Consider the following 21,398-nt stretch of genomic DNA (forward strand, 5'->3'; position numbering starts at 1 on the left):
TCCTGCACAATGCGTGAAACCGCAGTTTGTTCCAAAGAATTCTGCTAGGCTGGGAACCGCAGGCCGGGGCGCGCGTTAACGCACCTGACGATCACCGAGGGAGGGCCGTGGCGTCACGCCATGCCGTATGTCTGAATGACTCTGTCCGCTACCGTTGCACCCCATCTTCCCTATCTCCGCCGCTATGCCCGTGCACTGACAGGTGCACAGTCCAGCGGCGACACCTACGTGGCGGCCGTGCTCGAGGCACTGATCGCCGATCCGGGCCTGATCGGCGCCGCCAGCACGCCGCGCATCGCCCTCTACAGGACGCTGTGCAAGCTGTGGGGTTCCATCCCCGTCAACGGCCAGCCGGAGGGCGGCCAGCCGGCCTGGGAGACGACCGTCCAGGGCCGGCTTTCCAACATCCCGGGCCCGGCCCGCCAGGTCTTCCTGCTCTCCGCCGTCGAGGGCTTCGAGCGCCGCGAGATCGCGGAAATCCTGCAGCGCCCGGATGCCGACGTCGAGCGCCTGTTCGACGAGGCCAACCGGCAGATCTCCGAGATGATCGCCAGCGACATCCTGATCATCGAGGACGAACCGCTGATCGCGCTCGACATCGAGGACACCATCACCTCGCTCGGCCACCGCTCCGTCGGCATTGCCCGGACCCACAAGGAGGCGGTGAAGCTTGCCCGCGAGAAGCGGCCGCAGCTCGTTCTCTCCGACATCCAGCTCGCCGACGGCAGCTCCGGCATCGACGCGGTGAACGACATCCTCGGCGCGTTCGACGTGCCGGTGATCTTCATCACCGCCTTCCCCGAGCGCCTGCTCACCGGCGAAAGGCCGGAGCCCGCCTTCCTCATCACCAAGCCCTTCTCGCCCGAGATGGTGAAGGCGCTGATCGCCCAGGCCCTGTTCTTCGACCTGCGCTCCCGCAAGGCGGCGTAACGCGCCCACGGGGCCGGCAGCGGGCCGGCCCCCGCCCTTGCATGCCGGGAGCCTGCATCCGACATGACGCCCATGGACAACCGGACCACCGCCATCGTGGTGAACCGCCACGCCGGCACCGTGCGCAGCATGGGGACGGAAGCGGTGCAGGCACTCATCGCCGATGCCTTCCCGGAGGCGCAGGTCAGCCTGCTCGATGGCAGCGACATCGAGGCGCATGTCCGCTCGCTGCTGGGCGGCGGCGCCATCGACCGCCTGATCGTCGGCGGCGGTGACGGCACGCTGGCCAGTGCCGCGGGGCTGGTGGCGGGCAGCAGCGTCGCCCTCGGCATCCTGCCGCTCGGCACCATGAACCTGATCGCGCAGACAGTGGGCATGGAGGCCAGCCTGGGCGCCGCACTGGCGCAGCTGCGCGATGCGCAGGCACAGCCCGTCGATGCCGGGCGCGCCAATGGCAGGCTGTTCCTGCACCATGTGTCGTTCGGCCTGCAGCCGCGCATGGTGCGCATCCGCGAGCGGCTGGGCTACAGCTCGCGCCTCACCAAGATGCTGGCGGCGGCCCGCGCCACGCTGGCGGTGCTGGTGAACCCGCGGTCGCTGCGCCTCGGCCTCACCATCGACGGCCAGCTCGCAGAGATCCGGACGCCGGGGCTCATCGTCAGCAACAACCTCTATGAGAACGCCAGAATGCTGAAGCAGGCCAGGCTCGACGAGGGCGTGCTCGGCATCTATGCGCTGAGCCCCATGCCGCTCATTGCCTATCTGCGGCTGGCAATCGACGTGCTGCGCGGACGCTGGCAGGACAACGTGAACGTCCAGGAGCAGCGCGGCCGCCGGGTCGGCCTGGTGCGGCACCGCCGCCTGCGGCGCGACAGCCGCTCGATCCAGGCCACCGTCGACGGCGAACTCGCGCTGCTGGACCTGCCGCTGCAAATTGAAAGCGAGCCCGGCGCACTGCGCCTGCTCATCCCGTCCGCAACGTCCGCCTGAAGTCGCAAGACATGCGGAACCTCATGGTCGAACCGGGCGTTTGGCTGCCATCGCACGCACACGGGCGTGCTGCCCAACGATCGGAGACTGCAATGGCAGACAATATCGAGAACCATTACCATCAGAGGCCTCAGCGATCGGAATCTTCGGCAACCGGCTGGGTGCTGGGCGTCATCGTCGCCCTGCTCGCCATCCTTGCCCTTTGGTATTACGGCACGCACCGCGATGTCGTTTCGACCACCAACACCACCACCACGGTAACCACCGAGCCTCCGGCCGCCACGACGCCCGTGGCCCCGGCGCCCGAAGCACCGGCCACCACCACCCCCGAGGCGCCCGCCAACGGAACCACCGGAACGACGACCGGGACGACGGGCAGCAACAACGGCACCACCGAAACCGCCCCGGCCCCTGCGCCGGCACCGGCGCCGGCGCCTGCCAATCCGTAGCGCTGCCTGACGCGCGAAAGCCCGGCCCGGGTTGAACGGGCCGGGCTTTTTCCTGCGCGCCGCCTCACGCTTCGGGGTAGACGCCCTTCAGCACGGCGTGAAAGTGCTGCTTCACCACCTCGTGGCAGCTGCAGGCGCGGGCGCGCAACTGGTCCTCGTTCTTGACCACCAGATGGCCGCGGCGCACCGCCAGGGTGCCGTCACGCTTGAAGGTGCCGATGACACGGCTGATGTAGCTCCGGCCCACGCCCAGCATGGCGGCGAGCCGTTCTTGCGTAAGCGGCACCTCCTTCGAGCCCGACCGCTCGATGGCAGCCCCGATCCACTTGGCGGTGCGCTGCTCGATCGAGTGCGCGGCGTTGCAGGCAGCGGTCTGGAACATCTGTGCCACCAGGCAATCGGCATAGCGCGAGAACAGGCTGTCGATGGCGCGCGAACGCGACTTGCATTCATCGAGCACGCTGACGGGGATGGACAGAAGGTCGCCGCCGGTCTGGATCGCAATGCGTGCGAAGGCCGGCAGGTTGCCCTGGCTGACGATGCCGCCAACCGCCCCTTCGCGCCCCACCAGCAGGGCTTCCACGGCGCTGCTGTCGTCGGTCGAGACGAGGAAGGAGACAAGCGTGCGGTGACAGGGAAAATAGACCGTCTGCACGTTCTGCCCAGGATCGTAGAGAACGGTGTTGGAGGCACCCTGCAGGGCCCGCAGGTGCGGCCGCAGCATGTCAAGGTCGGGGCCGCGCAGCGCCAGCAGCAGGTTGTTCCCCGACAGCAGCGTGTCGATCAGCGTGGACGTTTCATAATGCGCCATGAATGGTCACTTCTGCACAGACAAACCTGTGTGATTCCGCTATCACTCAACACCCGGACCGGATGGCGGAAGCGCTGGGCGGGTTGCCTCCCCTGCAGGCCATTGGCTGCAGACTCCCGGATATCGGAATTTGGAACGCTCATGCCGGGCAATTGTTCCAGACCTGCTCCACGCCCGCCCCTTCAGAAAGTCAGCCATGGAAAAACGCCTCCGCTCGGCCCGCGTCGAGTTGCTCGACCAGTGCCTCGTCGTCGAGGATGATTCGATCATCCGGCTGGACCTCGAGCAGACGCTGAAGGGCTTCGGCCTGAAGCACGTGCATGGCGCCTCGACGCTGGAGGCCGCGGCGGAGATCATTTCATCCTCGCCGATCCGCTTCGCGGTTCTCGACTACAACATTGGCCCTTCGAACACGGTTGCCATGGCGGAGGCGCTGGTCGCCAGCGGCGTGCCGGCCTTGTTCCTCACCGCCTACGGCACCTCGGTCGAACTGCCTGAAAGCCTGTCCCGCATGCAGGTGCTGGCGAAGCCGTTCTCGTCCGAGCTCCTTGCCGAGGCGATGCTGAAGGAACTCGGCAGGCTGTCGCCCCCTGCCGAACCCGATGTTTGCGACGGCGGCTGTTGCGTCTAGTCTTGACTGGCGGCTCGCGTTGAGTCGCCGGGGACCTTCCATGCCGAAATTCGCTGCCAATCTCTCGATGATGTTCAATGAATGGGAGTTCCTCGACCGCTTCGCGGCGGCGGCGGACAATGGCTTTGCCGCCGTCGAGTTCCTGTTTCCCTATGCCCATGCACCGGACGAGATCGCCCGGCGCCTCGCCGCGTCGAACCTCACCCAGGCGCTGTTCAACCTGCCGCCGGGCGACTGGGACAGGGGCGACCGCGGCATGGCCTGCCAGCCGGAGCGCGCTGACGAATTCCGCGCCTCGGTGGCGCAGGCCCTGCCCTATGCCTCGGCGACCGGAGTCCGGCGCCTGCACCTGATGAGCGGCCATGGTGACCGCCGTGACGCAGCCGCACTCGAAGCCTACAAGGCGGCCATACGCCATGCCTGCGCCGCGGCGGCGCCGCTCGGCATCGACATCCTGATCGAGCCGATCAACGGGCGCGACATGCCGGGCTATTTCCTCAACGACTTCGGTTTCGCGGCGGGGCTGATCGCCGAACTGGACCCGCCGAACCTCAGGCTCCAGTACGACATCTACCACCGCCAGATCCTGCATGGGGACGTGATGAAGAGCCTCGAGGCGCTGATGCCCGTCACCGGCCATGTGCAGGTCGCCTCGGTGCCGCGCCGCCACGAACCCGGCACCGGCGAACTCGACGATGCGCGCATCTTCCGCCACCTCGATGAACTCGGCTATGCGGGCTATGTAGGGTGCGAATATCGCCCGGCGGCCGGCACCGTCGCGGGGCTTGGCTGGTTCAGGCCGTGACCCTCAGCCCAGGCGGGTGCTGATGGCCGCCGTGGCGACCAGCTCGTCGAGCAGCGCCATGGTTGCCGCTCCGGAACTGGCGAAGGGATTGAGCACGGCGCGCTCGCCATATTTCAGCAGCAGGCCGGGGTTGACCCTGGACAGGTCGACATGGCCCATGGTCCAGTTGCAGAACTTGCGCTCGCGGATTTCCTCGAACACCAGGAGCCGCACATTGGTGTGCCTGCCGTCGCGGACGATGGCGTTGTAGAGTTCGCACACCTCGTCACGCCCGCCTTCCAGAACCTGGATGAACACGTCGCCGCTGTAGCAAAGGATTCCAGTGATGCCGCTCGCCGGATTGTGGCTGCGCGAGGTGTCGAGGATGGCCTCCACCATGGCGCTGGTGAGACCCGACGCGGCCCGGCTTGCATAGACACAGCGAACGATCATCTCGAATGTCAGTCCTTGAGGTTCACGAGGGCGAGGAATTCACGGCGGAGCGAGGCGTTCTTCAGGAAGGCGCCGCGCATCACGCTGTTGATCATCTTGGTGGCATTGTCCTTCACGCCGCGCCAGTGCATGCAGAAATGGTCAGCCTCCATGACGACGGCCAGGCCGTCAGGCGCCACCTTGCTCATCAGCAGGTCCGCCACCTGGGCAATCGCCTCCTCCTGGATCTGCGGGCGCGACATGATCCATTCGGCAAGGCGGGAGTATTTCGACAGGCCAATGAGGTTGGAATGCTCGTTGGGCAACAGCCCGATCCACAGCCGACCCATGATCGGGCAGAGGTGGTGGCTGCAGGCGCTGCGCACGGTGATCGGGCCGACGATCATCAATTCGTTGAGATATTCGGCATTGGGGAACTCGGTCACCGGCGGCTGCGCCACGTAGCGGCCGCGGAACACCTCGTTCAGATACATCTTGGCCACACGGCGTGCCGTGTCCTGGGTGTTGTGGTCATGGTCGACGTCGATGACCAGGCTTTCCAGCACGCCCTTCATCTTTCCGGCCACTTCATCGAGCAGCGCTTCCAGTTCACCGGGCTCGATGAAGGCCGAGATATTGTCGTTGGCGAAATAGCGCCTGTTGGCCTGTTCGACCCGGGCGCGGATCTTCGCGGAGACGGGCTCGGCCCGTCCTTCCTGCGCAGACTTTGGCGGTTTGTCCATTGCCATCCGATCCATGGTGCCGATCCTCGCGTTGTAGCAGCCCGTTCTGCCCGAAACAACCGAAGGGCATGTGAAGCTGTTACGCAGGGACGGCCATGGCGGACCATCATGTCCCGAATGCATCGCCCCGGCGGAGGCCGGGGCGATGCGTGGTGCTTCAGCGGCTGGTGCGGCCGCGGCGGGAGCGGCCCGCCATGGAGGACAGCGTGCCGGGCAGCATCAGCCCGATCACCGCGCCGATGCCGAGGCCGATGGCCCCCAGCACATAGGGACGTTCATCGGCAAGACGCTGCACGACGCGCTGGTCGCCCAGCCCGCGGCTGGCGAGCGGAATGGCCCGTCCGGCCCGGGCGAGAAGCCGCGCACCGAAGCCGCCGCTAGAGTTGGAGATCGACTTGCCGCGCCCGCGCGTGGAGCGGCTGCGCGCCGGCGCCTGTTCCGCCTGCGTGCTGCCACGGCTCGACGCCGAAGAACGCCGCGAGGCGGTTGCCTTCCGGCCCCGCTTCGCCATGCCGCCGGAACGCTTGCGCGCCGGCTTTCGGCCGCGGGGGCCTGCGCTGCCTGCCTCTCCCTGGGTCTGATGGCCGTTGTCGTTGCTGTTGTCCGCTGTCATCCTTCTTCTCCTTTGGTTTGCCCCGCGCCCTGGTCGCAGCCGCGGGATCCTTGCCGTCACGATGGCGGGCAAACCCCGCCAGCCAGCCTGCTCCCGCCAGCACCGCCAGGGAGAGCAGCTTGTTGCGCCCGACACGCTTGCGCAGGCGCGCCAGGACGGAAAGCTTCGGATCGAGCAGTCGCAGCGCATCCTCCGCCAGGGGCACGGGACGCAGCTGCCGGCGCAGGTCGGAGACTGTCGACAACAATGCCTGGCGCCGTGCGCGGACCTCGGCCAGCGCCTGCTCCCGCGCTGTCATGCGGCATCTTCCGCATCGGAGCCGAACCAGCGCAGCACCATGCTGTCCGCCCGCCACGTCATGGCGCGCCTCGCCAAGACCGCACTGAGCGCCGCCACCAGCGCGAAGATGACGGCCACCAAAAAGGCGGCCATCGCGTTATCCGCAACATGCTGCGACAGCAGCGCGATCGCCGCCTGGGTGAGCGCCACCAGGACGCAGATGAAGGATGCCAGCGCAAGGGCCGCAAGACCCGCGGCCTTCAATGCGCGCAGTTTCAATTCCGCCAGTTCCAGCCGCGCGAGCGCAGCTTCCGCCGACATCCAGGCGCGGCCCTCGGCGGCGAGCCGCTCAAGCAGCAGCACGGTCTGCGGAGCTTCGCCATGGAGCTTGTGCATCATGGCCAGTGCAACGCATCGCGCGCTGCTTGGTTCCTCTGGCTGCAAGCCTCCCATGAAAAGAGGCCCCGCGGTTGCGGGGCCCGAGGTGCAGGCAGCCTGTTGGGGGAGGGAGACACTGCCCGGGGAAACGTCGTTACGCGGCATCACCGTCTTCCGCGGACACACGCAGCGATGACCGGCGCGCCTCGAGCACGGAGCTGCCGCGCGCCTGCAGGAATTGCGCGATCACGAGCCCCGCCACGACACTGGAGCCGAAAGCGGCCAACGGGTAGCGCCGGGCCAATTCACGCGCGTCGGCGATCATGCCGGCAAGGTCATTGTCCTGCACATAGCCCGAAAGATCGTCCAGGCCCTCCGCTGCCGCTCCGGCATAACTGCCGATCAACGGCAACGACGGCAGTGATCCGCCGAATTGCCGCAGCGATGCCGCCAGCGTTTCCAGCTGTGCCGCAGCATGATCCTTGCGGCTGTCGGCCAGACTTCCTGCCATGGCGAGAACATCATCCATGAAGCCCGGTGCCGGGCGGCGCTGTGCGTTGCGGCCGCGCTTGCGGGCACGTTTCGGCGCGACGGCCATGCCTGTTCCTCCGGTTGTGATGCGTGGGTTCCCCGCCTTAACTGAAGCGCCTGTGAATAGTTCCGCCGGAACCCTTCGCCCCTGCGCGCCGTTCTGCGGGCCGGCATGCCCGCACAGGATGAAACGCGAGGGGCACGCCGCGGGGAGGTCTTCACACATGACAGCGCAGATCATGATCTGCCTCGCCATCCTGCTGGCGGCGGTGGTGATGTTCTCGTGGGACCGCGTGCCGGCAGACGTCGTGGCACTGGGCGTGATGCTGGCCATCCTCGGCACCGGTCTCCTCACACCCGAACAGGCCTTCGCCGGCTTCGGCTCCAGCACGGTGATGATGATCCTTGGTTTCTTCATCATGACGGCGGCCCTTTCCCATACCGGCATCGTCGATACGGTGGGCCGCTGGATCCTGGCCCATGCCGGCAATCGGCCCTTCGTGCTGCTGGCCGTCATCATGATCTCGGTCTCGACGCTGTCGGCCTTCATCAGCAACACCGCAGCCACTGCCTTCTTCGTGCCGGTGGTTCTGGGCATTGCGGCACACAACAAGCAGAGCCCGTCACGCCTTCTGCTGCCGCTCGCCTTCGCGTCCATCCTGACCAGTTCGGTGACGCTGATCAGCACCTCCACCAACATCGTGATCAGCGAGTTGATGGTGCGGGCGGGCGAGCCGCCGATGGGCATGTTCGAACTCTCGCCCGTCGGCCTTCCCATCGCGGTGGCCGGCATCGCCTATATGCTGACCATCGGGCTGCGGCTGATGCCGGACCGCGGGCGCGACGCCGCAAGCCTCGATGAAGTGGGCAATCGCGACTACACCGCCGACCTCGTGGTGACGGCGGACTCGCCGCTCATCGGAATCGCTCTCGCCTCCTCGCCCGTGGGCAGGGAGTCCGGCTTCAGGGTGGTGCGCCTGCTGCGCGAGGAGAAGCCCGTCACCGACAAGGACGAGGCCCACCTCGCAGCGGGCGACGTCATCGTGGTGGAGGGCCGCCGCCGCGATCTGCTGCGCGTCAAGGACACGCCGGGCCTCGACCTCAAGGCCGATCTCCACCTCGCCGGCAGCGCGGACGAGGAGACGGAGATCGTCGAGGGCGTGCTGATGCCGGATTCACCGCTGATCGGCCACACGCTGAAAAGCGCCGAGTTCCACGAACGCTATGGCCTCAAGGTCCTCGGCCTCAACCGGGCCGGCTTCCGCATGCCGCGCCGGTTGAGCCGCATCCGCATGCGGCTGGGTGACGTGCTGCTGCTGCAGGGCCGGCCAGAGGACGTGCGCGAACTCGAACGCGGCAACCTGTTCAACATCTTCGGCGGGGTGGATACGGAGCGGCTGCGCACCTCTCACGCAGCGCTGGCGGTGCTGATCTTCGCGCTGGCGCTTGCCGCCATCACCTTCGACCTCGTCAGCATGCCGGTTGCGGCCCTGGGCGGGGCCTTCCTCATGCTGCTCACCCGCTGCATCTCGCCGGAGGATGCCTATCGCCGCGTCGAGTGGAAGGTGCTGATCCTCATCGGCGCCCTGCTCTCGCTGGGCGCCGCCATGGATGCCACGGGCACCGGGCGCTACCTGGCTGACAGGCTCATCGCACTGGTGGGGGGCGAGAGCCCGCTGCTGCTGCTCAGCTGCTTCTTCGTGCTCACCGTGGCGCTGACACAACCCATGTCCAACCAGGCGGCGGCGATCGTGGTCGTTCCCATCGCCTTCGAGACTGCCCGGCAGCTCGGCTACAATCCGCGCAGTTTCGCCATGATGATCGCCATCGCGGCCAGCTGCTCATACCTGACGCCGCTGGAACCTTCGAGCCTCATGGTCTTCGGCCCCGGCAGGTACCGTTTCATGGATTTCGTTCGGGTGGGCTTTCCCTTGACCTTCATCATCTTCGCCATTGCCCTTGCACTGGTTCCACTGCTCTGGCCGCTGCGGTGAGCGGAACCCCTTTGGCCTTTGTCACGTTGCCCTGCGCTGAAGGTCCAACAGCAATGGAAGGGCAGACCCCATGAAACTCAAGACCATCCTGGCCAGCACGGCCATTGCCACCCTGGCACTCACCGCCGCACCACAATTCGGCGCTCCGCCAATCGTCACCCGGGCGGAAGCCGCCGTCGATGTGAGCATCGGCATCTTCTATGACCGGCTCGGCGGCCAGGGCGACTGGGTGAGCTACGGCGACCAGTATGTCTTCATCCCGACCAGCGTCGGCCCCGACTGGCGGCCCTATACGCTGGGGCACTGGGTCTACACCAAGCGCTATGGCTGGACCTGGGTGTCCGACGAGTCCTTTGGCTGGGCCACCTATCACTATGGCCGCTGGGGCTATGCCAATGACATCGGCTGGTACTGGGTGCCGGGCCGCAAGTGGGCGCCGGCCTGGGTGAGCTGGCGGCGCAGCAACGACTATGTCGTCTGGGCGCCGCTGCCGCCGGTGCGCGGCGGCGGCGTGGACATCTCGATCAACATCAATGTCGGCGACATCCCCGACTACTACTGGGTTGCGGTACCGACGCGGCGCTTCCTCGAGCCCGACCTGCGGGTCGCCATCATCGATGATGACCGCGAAATCCGCCAGGTGGTGCAGCGCACCGAATTCATCGGCACGCCGCGCATCACCAACAACATCGTCGTCAACAACGTGATCGATGTCGACGTCATCGCCCGCGAGACGGGCCGCAAGGTGCGCGCCGTCGAGGTGCGGGAGACCGACAATCCGGCAGAGGCCAAGGCCAGCGCCGACCAGGTCACGGTGTTCCAGGGCGAACTCGCCAGCGATGCCAAGGAAAAGCCGCGCAAGCTGACGGACGTCAACAAGGTCCGCAAGGTGAAGCGTCAGGACGCAGCCTCCGACGCCACCGCGCCGGCCACGGGCCAGGACCAGGCGGCACCGGCCGACACGGCACCCACGACCGGTCAACCGGCCACCAACGAGGCGGCAACCCCGCCCGCCAATGGCCGCAAGAAGAAGCTCGATACCACCGCCACGCCTGCCCCGGACAATGGAGCGGACGAGGCCACCGCACCACCGGCCAATGGCAAGGTGAGGAAGCCGGCGGCCCAGGCACAGGATGAGCCTTCGGGCGCCACCAAGAAGAAACTGAAGCAGCAGAAGGACAACGCTGCCGCGCCTCCTGCCGCCGAGCAGCCTGCCCAGGCACAGGACCAGACCCCCGCGAAGAAGCGCAAGAAGCTGCAGCAGGGCGGCGAGGAGGCCACGGGCTCGACCAGCGTGGCACCGCAACAGCCCGGCCAGAAGGCCGGCAAGAACCCCGAGGCACCGGGTGCGAACGCCAATGCCCCCGCCGGACAGAAGAAGGGCAAGGGCAAGAAGGAACAGGCCTGCGACCCTGCGACCGACGCCACATGCGCCCCGGCGCAGTAACCCCCGACAGCGAACCGGCCCCTCACGGGGCCGGTTCCTTTTCTGGCAGATCCTAGAGCTTCAGCTTCTGCCTGATCTTCGTCATCTCGGACCACGGATCATCTCGCTTCGCCAGCCGCGCTGGCGCGTTTTTCACCGTATAGTGATCGGCGGAGGGCAGCGCCTTCAGTTCGCTCCAGTCGATCGGCATGGCCACGGGTGCGCCGGCGCGGGCGCGGGTCGAGTATGGTGCCACTGCCGTGGCACCGCGACCGTTGCGCAGATAGTCGATGAAGATGCGGCCCTTGCGCCGGGACTTCGCCATGGTGGCGACATAGCGGGTCGGGTCATCGGCCGCCATTTGCTGGGCCACCAGCCTGGTGAAGGCCTTGGCGGCGTCCCAGTCGAGATCGGGCAGCAGCGGCACCGTCACGTGCAGGCCCTTGCCGCCCGAGGTCTTGAGGAACGAGCGCAGGCCCAGTTCCTTCAGCCTGTCACGCATGTCCAGGGCAGACGCCTTGACATCATCCCATGTGACGCCTTCACCAGGGTCGAGATCGAAGATGAGCCTGTCGGGCCGATCGAGGTCACCGATGCGCGAACCCCAGACGTGGATTTCCAGCACGTTCATCTGCACCAGTGCGAGGAGACCGCGAAGATCGCCGATCTCCATCATCGGCTTGCCCTCGCCGGTGTCAGCGAGGTGAATGGCGGGGTCCAGTCCCATCCATGCATGCTTGGCGAAGAAGCACTGCGCCGCCGCGCCATCCGGACAGCGCACCAGGCTCAGCACGCGATGTGACACATGCGGCAGGATCCACGCCGCCACGGCGACATAATAGTCGCCGAGGTCCTGCTTGGTGACGCCGGCCTCGGGCCACATCACGCGCTCCGGATGGGTGAAGTCGGGCTGCGCGGGGTCGGGGTCGGGGTCGGCATGTTTCGGGATGAAGAGGGGATCCTGTTCCAGCACCACCTCGGAGGCGGGCTTGTCTTCGCGCAGGCCCACGAAGGCAGCCTGCCGCAGCAGCCCATCGGCGGTGCGCCCACGATACTCGATTTCGGCCACGGCTTCGGGCCTCACCCACACGACACCCCTGGCGGCGGCGCGTGACACGGCGTTGCCGAAGTCAGGTGCCTTTCCCGCCATGGCGCTGAACCGGTTGAACAGCGCGCGCGCATCATCGGCGGAGAAGCCCGTGCCGGCGCGTCCGGCATGCATCAGCCTTCCGCCTGCGTAATAGCCAAGCACCAGCGAGCCCACGGCATCCTTCCTGTCGCTGGCCGGCAGGAAGCCAAGCACCACGAACTCCTGCCGCAACATGCATTTCGACTTCACCCAGTGCTCGCCGCGGCCCGACACATAGGGAAGTGCGAGCTGCTTCGAGACGATCCCCTCGAGGCCCAGCCTGCAGGCCTGGGGAAGAATGTCGCCACCCGCCTCCGCGATATGGTCATTGTAGCGGAGCGCGAAGTTGCCGGGTGACTGGGCGATGATTTCGGCCAGCAGCCGCTTGCGTTCCACCAGCGGCGCGCCGCGCAGGTCGAAGCCATCGAGATGGAGAAGGTCGAAGGCATAGTAGACCATGCGGTCATGCCGTCCGGCCTTGAGGTCTGACTGGAGGCCGCTGAAGCTGGTCTGGCCGGCCTCGTCCTGCACGATGATCTCGCCATCGAGCAGCGCCGTCCTGGCGGCAAGCCGTTTCACTGCTTCGGCGACGGTGGGAAAGCGCCTGGTCCAGTCCAGACCCTTGCGGGTCAGCAGCTTCACCTTGCCCGCATCGAGGCGGGCCTCGATCCGGTAGCCGTCATGCTTGATCTCGTGGATCCAGCCATCGCGCGCCGGCGGCCTTGCCACCTGCAGCGCCAGGCTGGGCGCGACGAAGGGCGGCAGGATGTCTTTCTTCGCCCCCTTCACCCTGGCAAGTGCCGCAGGCCCGGCCACGCTCGTCTTGCGGGCGCGTGCCTTGTGATCGGGGCGGAGGTCGCCCCCGCCGGCGATTTCGGCATTGCTCTTGCCCGAAATGACAGAGGCCATGTCCGTGTCCACGGGTTCGGCGCCGCCGGGCGCAAGGGCATTCTCGTCACTGCGCTTGATGAGCAGCCAGTTGTGGCGCTTGCCCTCGTCCTTCATGCGCACGAGCGACCATGTGCCCTTCAGTCTTTCACCGTCAAGCCGGAAGGTGAGGCGGCCCTTCGCCAGGCCCTTGCGCGCGTCACCCTCAGGCAGCCAGGTGCCACGGTCCCATACGATCATGGTGCCACCGCCATACTGTCCTTGCGGAATGACGCCCTCCCACGCCTTGTAGGCCATCGGGTGATCCTCGGTTTGCACCGCGAGGCGGCGGATACCTGGTGTCATGCTGGGGCCCCTGGTCACCGCCCAGCTCTTCAGCACGCCATCGAGCTCGAGGCGGAGGTCGAAGTGCAGCCGCCGCGCATCATGTTTCTGGACGACGAAGGCCAGTTTGCCGCGCCGTGGCCTGGCTGGCGCCGGGGCAGGTTCTGCGGTCCGGGAGAAGTCGCGCTTCGCAGAATAGTCCGCGAGCTGTGGCTTCGACGCGCCCGGCGGCTTCCTCGCCGCCATGCTAGGCCCCCTTGGCGCGCCTGCGGGGCGCCGCCTTGCGTTTCGGCTCCGCCTTGCGCTTCGGCGCGGCCTTGCGGGCTGCCGCGGGCTTGCCGCCGCCACCCTTGTTCAGGCTGTCGCGCAGCGCATCCATGAGGTTGATGACATTGCCCTTGGGCGCTTCCTCCTCGGGCTCGCTCACGATCGTCTCGCCCTTGGCCTTGCGCTGGATCAGCTTGCGCAGCTCGGTTTCATAGTGATCCTCGAAAGCCTCCGGCCGGAAGCGGCCCTGCTTGCGCCCGATCAACTCGGTGACGAGGTCGACCATCTCATGGTCGAGCTTCAGCTTCGGCAGATCGGAAAAGAACTCTGCGATGGGCCGCACCTCGCCCGCATAGCGCAAGCGGTTCAGCATCAGGCCCTGGTCAAGCGGCGCCACGCCGATCAGGTGTTCGCGGCCCTGTGCCGTCAACTGCCCGATGCCGATGGTGCCGGTCTTCCTCAGCGCCTCGCGGATGACGAGATAGCCCTCGGCTGCATGCTCGTCGCCCGGCGTCACGTAGTAGGGCTGCTCGAAATAGCGCGGGTCCACCTCGGCGAGCGGCACAAACTGCGAGAGCTCGATGGTGCGCTTGCTCTCGAGCTTGACGGCGTCGATTTCGTCCGGCGCCATGATCACGTATTCGCCCTTCTCGATCTCGTAGCCGCTGACGATGTCCTTCGCCGCGACCTCGCCAACTCCTTCCGCCGTCTTGGCATGGTGGATGCGCTTTCCGGTGGGCTTGTGGATCTGGTGAAATGAGAGGTCAGCCTTGCGGTCTTCGGCATTGAACACCTCCACCGCGATCGACACCAGCGACAACCTCAGGAAACCCTTCCAATATGCGCGTGCGGCCATGATCCCTCCCTTTCCGCGCCGAAATGCGGCGAAGGCGCGGCAGGTTCCGTTGCCGGGCGGCGCAGCGGAACCTTCGCCGCCTCCCGGCTGTTTGGACCCGGACAGAGATTCAACCCTCAGCAAGGAGAAGGCTCATGGCAACCACCCCGGGTCCGCGGCGGCGCGAAACCATTGCGGACAGCCGCGACGATGAGCGTGACACGCTCACCCCGATGCAGGAGCCGCTCGGCAGCATGGACCGCCCCGGCTCCCGGACCAGCGACCTCAACGAGGTGAACCTGCCGCCGGGCGAAACGGTGCGGCGCACCGGCAATCCCGGCACCACCGGCAGGCCGCCCTCGGACACAGCGGCGCGTGGCGGACGCAGCTTCGTCAGCACCTTCGCGATTGTGGCGGTGGTGCTGCTGGTGGCCTTCCTCATCGCCTTCTACTTGGGCACCAACCGCAATGACCTGGCCACCGGCACCGGCACGACCAACCCGCCGGTCGCCGACAGCAACAGCACGCCCACGAACGATGATGCCACGGGCAGCACGACGGCGCCCGCCCCGCAGACGGCGCCTGGAGCCGGCGATGCCAGCGGCAGCACAACGCCCCCGGCCAATCCCTGATGTGCGACTACAGCCTTGAGCGGCAGACGAACCGCGCGGCGGTGACGGGGGAAAGCCTCGTCACCACCGCCTTTCCGGGATCCACGACACTTGGATTCGCAGCAGCCGGGAGGCTCGATGTGGCCGTGTGCCTGAAGCCCGGCACGGAGCTCGCCTTCGCGGACGCCGTGGCGTTTACCGGGCTGTTCCGCTTCCTCCTGCGGGCGCGGGCGCAGGACTGCCGCACCGCGCGCTTCCGCCATGTGAACGAGGCCAACCCGTTGCTGCACCATGACGCGCTGGAGTTCGGCAGCGGCGAGGTGGTGCTTCTCACCCACCTGCGGCCCGGCCAGCAGGCCGTGGTGATCCAGCTTCCTGCCGTAACCTCGGCGCTGGTGCGGGCATGAGCGGCAAGCAGACACTGCCGCCGCAGCAGCAGGACCACCAGCCCGGCCGCGAGAGCGAGATGACGCCGCGACCCGATTTCACGCCGCGCTTTCGCGGCGCTGACCGTCTCGCGGGCAAGGTCGCCGTGATCTCGGGCGGAGACAGCGGCATCGGCCGGGCCGTCGCCGTCGCCATGGCACGCGAGGGGGCACGCATCGTCATCCTCTATCTCGAAGAACATGATGACGCGCGGGAGACCGCCCGCCTGGTGGCCGGTGAGGGCAGCGCGGCTGAACTCTTCGCCGGCGACCTCGGCTCGGAGCAGGTCTGCCGCGCGGCGATTGCCAGGGCCGTCGCGCGCTTCGGGCGCATTGACATTCTGGTCAACAACGCTGCCGAGCAGCACACCGTCGGGGGCCTCGAGGAGCTGACCGAGGAACAGATCACCCGCACCTTCCGCACCAACGTCTTCAGCATGTTCTTTCTCACCCGGGCGGCACTGGCGCACATGGGCGAGGGTTCGGCGATCATCAACTGCACGTCCGTCACGGCCTATCGCGGACATACGCAGCTGCTCGACTACTCGGCCACCAAGGGGGCCATCGTCACCCTGACGCGTTCGCTCTCACAGCTCCTCGCGGAGCGCGGCATAAGGGTCAATGCCGTGGCGCCAGGGCCGATCTGGACTCCGCTCATCCCCGCCTCGTTCGATGCCGGGAAGGTCTCGACCCACGGCAGCGATACGCCATTGAAGCGGCCGGGCCAGCCCAATGAGGTGGCGAGCTGCTTTGTCTTCCTTGCCAGCGCGGAGGCCTCCTACATGACCGGCCAGGTGCTGCACCCCAATGGCGGCGAGATGGTGGGATCCTGACATCGCAGGGAACCGCATGGGGTGAGAACTGGTTCTGAAGGCAGCCAGACGGCAAGCAGCAGGCCAGGAACCACCCCATGCACAAGGAGAAGAGTGCCGATCTCGCGGGATGGCGTGATGCGCAGGCAACGCGCCTCGAAGCGGACTTCCGCGCCGCCCGCGCCGAACACCGCCAGCATCACGCCGAGGCCTTCGAGACATGGCGGCGGCGAAACCTCAATTTACCATCAGGCAAGGAGAACGACATGACCGTGAACACCCTCAACGACCTTTTCATCGAGACGCTCAAGGATCTCTATTACGTCGAGAAGAAACTGGTGAAGACCCTGCCGAAAATGGCGCAGAAGGCGTCTTCCGACGAACTCAAGGAGGCCATCGAAAGCCACCTGGGCGAAACCGAAACCCATGTGCGCCGTCTGGAGCAGGTCTTCGAACTGCTCGACCAGAAGGCATCCGGCAAGACCTGCGAAGCGATCGAGGGCCTGATCCGCGAGGCCGAGGAGGTGATGGGGGAAATCGCAGACGAGCAGACGCTCGATGCTGCCATCATCTCCTCGGCCCAGACGGTGGAGCACTACGAGATCGCCCGCTACGGCACGCTTGCCTGCTGGGCTGCCGAAATCGGCAACAGCGAGGTGGCGGAGCTGCTGGAGCAGACGCTGGAAGAAGAAAAGGCAGCCGACGAGAAGCTCTCGGAGATCGCCGAGGACGCGGTGAGCCAGCGCGCGGCGGCGTAAGATCGCTCCGCAGTTCCTGATCTCATCATCGCCGGGCTTGTCCCGGCGATTCCTTTTTGGAGGCCGCGAAGAAGATGCCCGGAACAAGCCCGGGCATGATGAGCAGCGGGACCCATTGCGACACAACAGAGTGTCAATACCCCGTCATCTCCACATAGCCGACACCGGGATGACTGCCCGTGATGCGCACCGGGCCTTCCCAGTATTCAACCTGGGTCTCCATCCAGGCATCCTCAATCACCGGCGCCGTCGTGACCGCGACGCCCCTCGCCGGCAGGGAGACATTCCACTGCACCGGCACGCGATGGCCCTTCATTTCCGCCCAGGCGCGCGGCGTGACCGTCAGGGCGCCGGGCGGCTGCGGCTCCGGCGTGCCATCGGGGTTGATCCAGGTGGCAGAGGTGAAGCCGTCTCCTTGGTCACGCAGGCGGAAACCCATGAGCTTCGCGCCGCTGTCGAAGTGGAAGGAGAACCAGTCCCAGCCCGTCTGGTCCTTGGCGAGGGGCTGTGACGACCATTCATGGTCGAACCACGCCTGCCCCGTCACCACAATCTCCTTGCCGTCGACGGTGATGCTGCCCGTCACCCGATAGAAGGGCTGCGAGTAGTAATAGCTCGCCTGGCCCTGCGCGGATTTCACCGAATAGCCGCGCTCGCCCTGCAGCACGAGCGGGCCTTGCGCGTCGAGTTCGAGGCGATAGGAGAAGCCCTCGCCCGCCGCGGTGATGGTGAGGGCGGACAGTTCATCCGCCGGCGGCTTCGCGTGGCCCACCATGTTCCAGTCGTCGATCGCGGCGGAAAAGGGTGCGAGGGTCACCCCCGCCTGCCCCACGCCGCCGCGGCCCACGCGCTCAGCCGAATAGTGGCGCTCGGCCGTGGTCAGCGCCGCATGGCCCATCCAAAGCTGCGGGCTCTGCCAGCCCGGCCTCTCCTCCGGTGCCAGTGCCGAGCGGAACAGCGTCCACTGCGCGCCATAGTCGCGGCCGTCGTCTCCCTTGAGGTTGGCGGTCAGGTACCACCACTCGATGCGGTAGTCGGGATGCGCGCCATGGTCGCGTGGGAACGCCAGCGGCACGCCGCGCCGCGGCATGGCGAAGCCCTGCGCATCGCCCCCCAGCCCGGCGAAGCCCTGTGCCAGCGCGGGAACCGCCATCAAGAGCAGCATCAGGATGATCAGCCTAGCGTTCATTGGCGAAGACCTTCACGAGATCGGCAGGCCGGCGGCGCGTCAGCCACAGGGCAGGCAGCAGCGCCGCCAGCACCGCGCTGGCCACCGCGAGCAGGAACAGCCGCAGCCAGTCCAGCGGGAAAAGATGCATCGGCAGGCGCCAGCCGAAGGCCTCGACATTGATGACGGCGAGCAGCATCCAGGCAAGCCCCAGCCCCACCGGCACGGCCGCCAGCATGGTGAAGCTCGCCAGCGCCGCACTGCGCAGCACTTCAAGGAGCGCCAGCCGCCTCAGCGCCAGCCCCATGGCCCAGGCGGGCGCGAGCTGCGACAGCCGCATGCCGGACAGGGTGAGCAGGCTGGCGAAGATCGCAAGCCCCGCCACACCCAGCGTCAGCACATTGAGGGCCGCCGTCACCGCAAAGGTGCGTTCGAAGATTTTCAGCGAGAAGTCCTTCACCGTGGCCTGGTTCACCACGTTCTCGAGTGGAAGATCGAAAGCCCGGCGCAGGTCTGCGGCCAGCTGCGGCGCCCTGTCGGGCGCAATCCGCACCGCGTAGCGCAGCCGGCTGGCATCGGGGAAGAGCTTCACCAGCATGTCGACACCGATGATCACCTGCCCCTTCGGGTTGCCATAATCCGAGAAGACCCCCACCAGCGGCAGGCTCACGCCGGCCTCCAGCGGAATGGTGTCACCGAGCCTGAGTGCCGCGCGGCGCATCAACTGCTCGTTGGCGAGAACGCCCTCGCCGCGCGCGATCCTGTCCCAGGCATCGGGCTCTGCCTCCAGCATCGGCCAATGGTCGCGATAGGTCGCATGGTCGGCGATGCCAAAGACCTGCACCGGCTGGCCGAACATCCGCAGCTCGGCATTCCAGATCGGCAGCACCGCATCGCTGCGCTGGCGCAGCCACTCGCGCACCTGCAGCGACTCCGCGGCCGAACGTGTGGTGACATAGAGCTCCGACGGCAGCCGCTGGTCCAGCCAGCCGACGAAGGTCTGGCGGAAGCTCTGCACCATGGTGCCAACGCCCGCATTGGCAGCGAGGGCCAGCAGCAGGGCCATCAACGCCAGCGACAGGCCGGGAAGCTGCTGCCGCGTGTCGGCCCAGAACCACTGCGCCACCACGCCCTTCGAGAGTGCCGCAGCGAGTTTCAGCAGCACTGACAGCAGCAAGGGCAAGATCAGGGCCGCCCCCAGCAGCATCGCGCCGAGTGCGGTGAAGCCGGCGACCAGTCCCGCTCCGAACCCCACGATCAGCCACGCAGCGGCCAGCAGCGCCAGCCCTGCCGCCGCCTGCAGCCGAAGGGAGCGTTCCGATGCAAGGCTCCAGGCCCGCGGGCGCGCGGGCGCAAGCAGCGGCATCGCCGCGATGCGCCACAGGCGGGACGCAGCGGAGGCGAGCGTGCCGGCCACGGCGATCGCCAGCCCCAGCCCCCACACCGAGGGCCTGATCGACAGCGTGCCCGGCACCTCCGCGCCATAGAGCCCGCGCAGGCTCGCCGCCACGTCCGGCAGCAGAAGCGCGGCAACGCCATAGCCCAGCGCCACGCCGATCAGACCGGCGACGGTGGACAGCACGAGGAGTTCCGCCACCATCAGCCCGATGAGCGTGCGCAAGGGCAGGCCCACGGCGCGCAGCGTGCGGATCACCGGGCGGCGCTGCTCGAAGGCGAGGCCGATCGCCGAGTGCACGATGAACAGCCCGACGGCAAAGGCGAGGAGACCGAAGGCCGTGAGATTGAGGTGAAAGCTGTCGGTCAGGCGCGACAGGTCGCTTTCCGCCACCGGTGCGCGCCGCACCAGATGTGGCGCCACCTCTGCCAGCGGTTTTGCCGCGGTTGGCTGCCGGGGGTCGATCAGCAGGCGTGACAACTGTCCCGGCGCATCGAGCAGGTCCTGTGCGATGCCGATATCGGTCAGGACCGTGCCGGACGGCAGCGCCTCGCTGATGCTGAGAGGTGGCGTCGCGGCCCCGGCAAGACGATCCGCCGTCTCGCGGGAGACGATGAACAGGCCGGGCGGCGTGATGAAGCGGGAAAGCCCGATGTCTTCCGCCCCGACATCGACCTGGGCGGCCTCGCGCGGCAGCGTGACGGGATCGATGCCGAGAATGCGCAGGCGCTCGCCATCAAATCGCTTCTCGCCCTCGATCACCGGCGACACCAGCCAGCCCGCCTTGCGCAGCGCAATGTAGTCGGATTGCGGTAACCGCATGCCGTCGGCGCGCACCAGCTGCTCCAGGCGGTCCTGCCCCACCACGGCGGCGGCGCGGGCATAGCTTGCACGGGCCTCGCCATTGATGGCCTGCACGGCAGACCACAGGGCGGTGGCCAGCGCCAGCCCCAGCAGCAGCATGGCCAGTTGCAGCCTGTGGCGCCGCCAGTGCGAGAGAAGGGCGAGGAAGCCCTGGGCCAGCATCAGGTGAGCCTTCCCGCCGTCAGGTGCAGGCGGCGGCCGAGCCGCGCCGCAAGCCGGGTCGAATGGGTGACCATCAGCAGCGCGGCTCCCGTTTCGGCGAGCAGCGCCAGCATGAGGTCCAGAACCGCGTCACCCGTCGCCTCGTCGAGATTGCCGGTAGGCTCGTCAGCGAGGATCAGCTGCGGCCTGCCCGCCAGAGCGCGGCCGATGGCCACGCGCTGCTGCTGGCCACCCGAGAGCTGTTCGGGGTAGCGCTCAAGGAGCTTCACCAGCCCCAGCCGCTCCGCCAGCCGATCCGTCCAATCCGCGTCATGGCGTCCACCCAGTCGCGCCTGAAAGGCGAGGTTGTGGCCGACGTCCAGCGACGGGATCAGGTTGAACTGCTGGAACACCAGTCCCACGCTCACCCGGCGGAAGCTCGCCAGCTCCCGGTCCCCCAGCCGCGCGATGTCTTGGCCGCCGAAGCGGATGGCGCCCTGGTCCGGACGGTCGAGCCCGCCGGCCAGGTGGAGCAGCGTGCTCTTGCCGCTCCCCGACTCGCCCGTCAGGGCCAGGCTCTCGCCCGCGTCCAGCGCCAGGCTCACGCCGCGCAGCACGTGCAGAATGCCTTCCCCGGTGGGGTAGGACTTGCTCACATCCGCCAGTTCAAGAAGCATCATCGATCCTGTTGCCGCAACCCGCATCCTACGCAGGCCAGTGCCCAGCGGACCCGTGCAGAGATGCCGCATGCCCGGGAACGGCCGGCCCCGGGCGGCCGTTGCGTTTCAG

The 21,398-nt window shown here is 67.3% G+C and carries 22 protein-coding genes; 11 read left to right on the forward strand and 11 right to left on the reverse strand.

The genetic code is table 11. The features are described from left to right. Positions 1–135: 135 nt before the first annotated feature. The 3 genes from DK847_RS05835 to DK847_RS05845 all read left to right on the forward strand — a co-directional run bounded on the left by DK847_RS05835 (position 136) and on the right by DK847_RS05845 (position 2,369). Positions 136–930 (forward strand): response regulator, encoded by a 795-nt coding sequence (locus DK847_RS05835; protein WP_111196775.1) that lies wholly within the window; start codon positions 136–138, stop codon positions 928–930. 63 nt (positions 931–993) lie between these two features. Next, positions 994–1,920 (forward strand): diacylglycerol/lipid kinase family protein, encoded by a 927-nt coding sequence (locus DK847_RS05840; RefSeq protein WP_111196777.1) that lies wholly within the window; start codon positions 994–996, stop codon positions 1,918–1,920. A gap of 92 nt (positions 1,921–2,012) precedes the next feature. Next, complete coding sequence (locus DK847_RS05845) at positions 2,013–2,369, forward strand: hypothetical protein (RefSeq protein ID WP_146256056.1); 357 nt, start codon at positions 2,013–2,015, stop codon at positions 2,367–2,369. A gap of 64 nt (positions 2,370–2,433) precedes the next feature. Here DK847_RS05845 and DK847_RS05850 read toward each other — a convergent pair whose 3' ends face one another. After that, positions 2,434–3,180 carry a Crp/Fnr family transcriptional regulator gene (locus DK847_RS05850; protein ID WP_111196781.1) on the reverse strand — a complete coding sequence of 249 codons (747 nt, stop codon included), beginning with the start codon at positions 3,178–3,180 and terminating at the stop codon, positions 2,434–2,436. Between the two features lie 196 nt (positions 3,181–3,376). Between DK847_RS05850 and DK847_RS05855 the strand changes: the two genes are divergently transcribed. Together DK847_RS05855 and otnI are read left to right on the forward strand one after the other, a co-directional pair. Then, positions 3,377–3,811 (forward strand): response regulator, encoded by a 435-nt coding sequence (locus tag DK847_RS05855; RefSeq protein WP_111196783.1) that lies wholly within the window; start codon positions 3,377–3,379, stop codon positions 3,809–3,811. Between the two features lie 40 nt (positions 3,812–3,851). After that, positions 3,852–4,616, forward strand: coding sequence for a 2-oxo-tetronate isomerase (otnI, locus tag DK847_RS05860; RefSeq protein WP_111196785.1), 765 nt, complete (start codon positions 3,852–3,854; stop codon positions 4,614–4,616). Positions 4,617–4,619: 3 nt separating this feature from the next. On the opposite strand, the gene DK847_RS05865 is transcribed toward otnI, so the two are convergent. From DK847_RS05865 to DK847_RS05885, 5 genes are all read right to left on the reverse strand, one after another. Then, positions 4,620–5,048: a BLUF domain-containing protein gene (locus DK847_RS05865; protein WP_111196787.1), complete on the reverse strand. Its 429-nt coding sequence runs from the start codon at positions 5,046–5,048 to the stop codon at positions 4,620–4,622. Between the two features lie 8 nt (positions 5,049–5,056). Beyond that, positions 5,057–5,770, reverse strand: a complete 714-nt coding sequence (folE, locus tag DK847_RS05870; RefSeq protein WP_204508244.1) for a GTP cyclohydrolase I — start codon at positions 5,768–5,770, stop codon at positions 5,057–5,059. A 157-nt stretch (positions 5,771–5,927) separates the two neighbouring features. Next, complete coding sequence (locus tag DK847_RS05875; protein ID WP_111196790.1) at positions 5,928–6,383, reverse strand: hypothetical protein; 456 nt, start codon at positions 6,381–6,383, stop codon at positions 5,928–5,930. Positions 6,384–6,677: 294 nt separating this feature from the next. Then, a complete protein-coding gene (locus DK847_RS05880) occupies positions 6,678–7,061 on the reverse strand; it encodes a phage holin family protein (RefSeq protein ID WP_161957168.1) in 384 nt (127 codons plus the stop codon). A gap of 133 nt (positions 7,062–7,194) precedes the next feature. Beyond that, a complete protein-coding gene (locus tag DK847_RS05885) occupies positions 7,195–7,638 on the reverse strand; it encodes a hypothetical protein (RefSeq protein WP_161957169.1) in 444 nt (147 codons plus the stop codon). Between the two features lie 157 nt (positions 7,639–7,795). On the opposite strand from DK847_RS05885, the gene DK847_RS05890 reads away from it, so the two are divergent. Both DK847_RS05890 and DK847_RS05895 read left to right on the forward strand, forming a co-directional pair. Then, positions 7,796–9,565, forward strand: coding sequence for an SLC13 family permease (locus DK847_RS05890; RefSeq protein ID WP_161957170.1), 1,770 nt, complete (start codon positions 7,796–7,798; stop codon positions 9,563–9,565). 70 nt (positions 9,566–9,635) lie between these two features. Beyond that, the gene (locus DK847_RS05895; RefSeq protein ID WP_111196797.1) at positions 9,636–11,012 is read left to right on the forward strand and encodes a DUF6600 domain-containing protein; all 1,377 of its coding nucleotides are present in this window, start codon (positions 9,636–9,638) and stop codon (positions 11,010–11,012) included. Between the two features lie 52 nt (positions 11,013–11,064). Here the strand turns inward: DK847_RS05895 and ligD are convergent, their stop codons facing one another. Together ligD and ku are read right to left on the reverse strand one after the other, a co-directional pair. Next, entirely contained in the window at positions 11,065–13,578 is a 2,514-nt protein-coding gene (gene ligD / locus DK847_RS05900) for a DNA ligase D (protein ID WP_111196799.1), read from the reverse strand. A 1-nt stretch (position 13,579) separates the two neighbouring features. Further along, on the reverse strand, positions 13,580–14,455 hold the full coding sequence (gene ku / locus DK847_RS05905) for a non-homologous end joining protein Ku (RefSeq protein WP_111196801.1): 876 nt from the start codon (positions 14,453–14,455) through the stop codon (positions 13,580–13,582). A 134-nt stretch (positions 14,456–14,589) separates the two neighbouring features. Here ku and DK847_RS05910 point away from each other — a divergent pair, with 134 nt between their 5' ends. The 4 genes from DK847_RS05910 to DK847_RS05925 all read left to right on the forward strand — a co-directional run bounded on the left by DK847_RS05910 (position 14,590) and on the right by DK847_RS05925 (position 17,040). Then, positions 14,590–15,066, forward strand: coding sequence for a hypothetical protein (locus DK847_RS05910; RefSeq protein WP_111196802.1), 477 nt, complete (start codon positions 14,590–14,592; stop codon positions 15,064–15,066). After that, entirely contained in the window at positions 15,066–15,452 is a 387-nt protein-coding gene (locus DK847_RS05915; RefSeq protein WP_111196804.1) for a hypothetical protein, read from the forward strand. Before DK847_RS05910 ends, DK847_RS05915 begins: the two co-directional genes overlap by 1 nt. Beyond that, positions 15,449–16,303 carry an SDR family oxidoreductase gene (locus DK847_RS05920; RefSeq protein WP_111196806.1) on the forward strand — a complete coding sequence of 285 codons (855 nt, stop codon included), beginning with the start codon at positions 15,449–15,451 and terminating at the stop codon, positions 16,301–16,303. The genes DK847_RS05915 and DK847_RS05920 overlap by 4 nt, the downstream gene beginning before the upstream one ends. Positions 16,304–16,380: 77 nt before the next feature. Next, positions 16,381–17,040, forward strand: coding sequence for a YciE/YciF ferroxidase family protein (locus tag DK847_RS05925; RefSeq protein ID WP_342634745.1), 660 nt, complete (start codon positions 16,381–16,383; stop codon positions 17,038–17,040). Between the two features lie 133 nt (positions 17,041–17,173). Here DK847_RS05925 and DK847_RS05930 read toward each other — a convergent pair whose 3' ends face one another. The 3 genes from DK847_RS05930 to DK847_RS05940 are packed head-to-tail and all read right to left on the reverse strand — an operon-like array spanning position 17,174 to position 21,286. Then, positions 17,174–18,229 carry a lipocalin-like domain-containing protein gene (locus DK847_RS05930; protein ID WP_111196808.1) on the reverse strand — a complete coding sequence of 352 codons (1,056 nt, stop codon included), beginning with the start codon at positions 18,227–18,229 and terminating at the stop codon, positions 17,174–17,176. Further along, positions 18,219–20,630, reverse strand: coding sequence for an ABC transporter permease (locus DK847_RS05935; protein WP_111196810.1), 2,412 nt, complete (start codon positions 20,628–20,630; stop codon positions 18,219–18,221). The genes DK847_RS05930 and DK847_RS05935 overlap by 11 nt, the downstream gene beginning before the upstream one ends. Beyond that, on the reverse strand, positions 20,630–21,286 hold the full coding sequence (locus DK847_RS05940; RefSeq protein ID WP_111197281.1) for an ABC transporter ATP-binding protein: 657 nt from the start codon (positions 21,284–21,286) through the stop codon (positions 20,630–20,632). The genes DK847_RS05935 and DK847_RS05940 overlap by 1 nt, the downstream gene beginning before the upstream one ends. Positions 21,287–21,398 lie beyond the last annotated feature (112 nt).

The organism is Aestuariivirga litoralis (assembly GCF_003234965.1).
GTDB lineage: Bacteria > Pseudomonadota > Alphaproteobacteria > Rhizobiales > Aestuariivirgaceae > Aestuariivirga > Aestuariivirga litoralis.

What these genes read in the sequence shown, in the direction of transcription:
- DK847_RS05835 (WP_111196775.1), top strand. Translation starts at nt 136, where the DNA reads ATGACTCTGTCCGCTACCGTTGCACCCCATCTTCCCTATCTCCGCCGC.
- DK847_RS05840 (WP_111196777.1), top strand. Translation starts at nt 994, where the DNA reads ATGACGCCCATGGACAACCGGACCACCGCCATCGTGGTGAACCGCCAC.
- DK847_RS05845 (WP_146256056.1), top strand. Translation starts at nt 2,013, where the DNA reads ATGGCAGACAATATCGAGAACCATTACCATCAGAGGCCTCAGCGATCG.
- DK847_RS05850 (WP_111196781.1), bottom strand. Translation starts at nt 3,180, where the DNA reads ATGGCGCATTATGAAACGTCCACGCTGATCGACACGCTGCTGTCGGGG.
- DK847_RS05855 (WP_111196783.1), top strand. Translation starts at nt 3,377, where the DNA reads ATGGAAAAACGCCTCCGCTCGGCCCGCGTCGAGTTGCTCGACCAGTGC.
- otnI (WP_111196785.1), top strand. Translation starts at nt 3,852, where the DNA reads ATGCCGAAATTCGCTGCCAATCTCTCGATGATGTTCAATGAATGGGAG.
- DK847_RS05865 (WP_111196787.1), bottom strand. Translation starts at nt 5,048, where the DNA reads ATGATCGTTCGCTGTGTCTATGCAAGCCGGGCCGCGTCGGGTCTCACC.
- folE (WP_204508244.1), bottom strand. Translation starts at nt 5,770, where the DNA reads ATGGACAAACCGCCAAAGTCTGCGCAGGAAGGACGGGCCGAGCCCGTC.
- DK847_RS05875 (WP_111196790.1), bottom strand. Translation starts at nt 6,383, where the DNA reads ATGACAGCGGACAACAGCAACGACAACGGCCATCAGACCCAGGGAGAG.
- DK847_RS05880 (WP_161957168.1), bottom strand. Translation starts at nt 7,061, where the DNA reads ATGATGCACAAGCTCCATGGCGAAGCTCCGCAGACCGTGCTGCTGCTT.
- DK847_RS05885 (WP_161957169.1), bottom strand. Translation starts at nt 7,638, where the DNA reads ATGGCCGTCGCGCCGAAACGTGCCCGCAAGCGCGGCCGCAACGCACAG.
- DK847_RS05890 (WP_161957170.1), top strand. Translation starts at nt 7,796, where the DNA reads ATGACAGCGCAGATCATGATCTGCCTCGCCATCCTGCTGGCGGCGGTG.
- DK847_RS05895 (WP_111196797.1), top strand. Translation starts at nt 9,636, where the DNA reads ATGAAACTCAAGACCATCCTGGCCAGCACGGCCATTGCCACCCTGGCA.
- ligD (WP_111196799.1), bottom strand. Translation starts at nt 13,578, where the DNA reads ATGGCGGCGAGGAAGCCGCCGGGCGCGTCGAAGCCACAGCTCGCGGAC.
- ku (WP_111196801.1), bottom strand. Translation starts at nt 14,455, where the DNA reads ATGGCCGCACGCGCATATTGGAAGGGTTTCCTGAGGTTGTCGCTGGTG.
- DK847_RS05910 (WP_111196802.1), top strand. Translation starts at nt 14,590, where the DNA reads ATGGCAACCACCCCGGGTCCGCGGCGGCGCGAAACCATTGCGGACAGC.
- DK847_RS05915 (WP_111196804.1), top strand. Translation starts at nt 15,066, where the DNA reads ATGTGCGACTACAGCCTTGAGCGGCAGACGAACCGCGCGGCGGTGACG.
- DK847_RS05920 (WP_111196806.1), top strand. Translation starts at nt 15,449, where the DNA reads ATGAGCGGCAAGCAGACACTGCCGCCGCAGCAGCAGGACCACCAGCCC.
- DK847_RS05925 (WP_342634745.1), top strand. Translation starts at nt 16,381, where the DNA reads ATGCACAAGGAGAAGAGTGCCGATCTCGCGGGATGGCGTGATGCGCAG.
- DK847_RS05930 (WP_111196808.1), bottom strand. Translation starts at nt 18,229, where the DNA reads ATGAACGCTAGGCTGATCATCCTGATGCTGCTCTTGATGGCGGTTCCC.
- DK847_RS05935 (WP_111196810.1), bottom strand. Translation starts at nt 20,630, where the DNA reads ATGCTGGCCCAGGGCTTCCTCGCCCTTCTCTCGCACTGGCGGCGCCAC.
- DK847_RS05940 (WP_111197281.1), bottom strand. Translation starts at nt 21,286, where the DNA reads ATGCTTCTTGAACTGGCGGATGTGAGCAAGTCCTACCCCACCGGGGAA.